This window comes from Pseudoalteromonas sp. 120-MNA-CIBAN-0494 (genome assembly GCF_040308885.1).
Taxonomy (GTDB): domain Bacteria; phylum Pseudomonadota; class Gammaproteobacteria; order Enterobacterales; family Alteromonadaceae; genus Pseudoalteromonas; species Pseudoalteromonas nigrifaciens.
In genome coordinates this window covers 1-273 of the sequence record NZ_JBEOOE010000149.1, presented here as the reverse complement: position 1 = coordinate 273, position 273 = coordinate 1, and the positions used below count along the sequence as shown (strand labels likewise).

1 protein-coding gene is annotated in these 273 nt (G+C 66.7%); it reads left to right on the top strand.

Features of this window, described 5'->3' with window-relative positions:
* A partial coding sequence (locus AAEY55_RS18315) for a LysR substrate-binding domain-containing protein (RefSeq protein WP_350552678.1) occupies positions 1-273 on the top strand: 273 nt, incomplete at both ends.

Sequence of the window (273 nt, the reverse complement as noted above, 5' to 3'; positions counted from 1 at the left end):
GGCTACGACCTGTCGATCCGGATCGGCGGCGCGGTCGATCCGAACTTCGTCGCGGTGAAGCTCGCGTCGAACCGGCGCGTCGTGTGCGGCACGCCCGACTATTTCCGCAAGCACGGGCGGCCGAAGTCGCTCGACGACCTGCTGAAGCACAACTGCCTGGCGTTCAACCTGCAGGGCGGGCAGAACCGCGGCTGGTACTTCCAGCGTCACGGCAAGATCGCGACGATGCGCGTGACCGGCAATCTCGACTGCAACGACGGCGAGCTGCTGCAC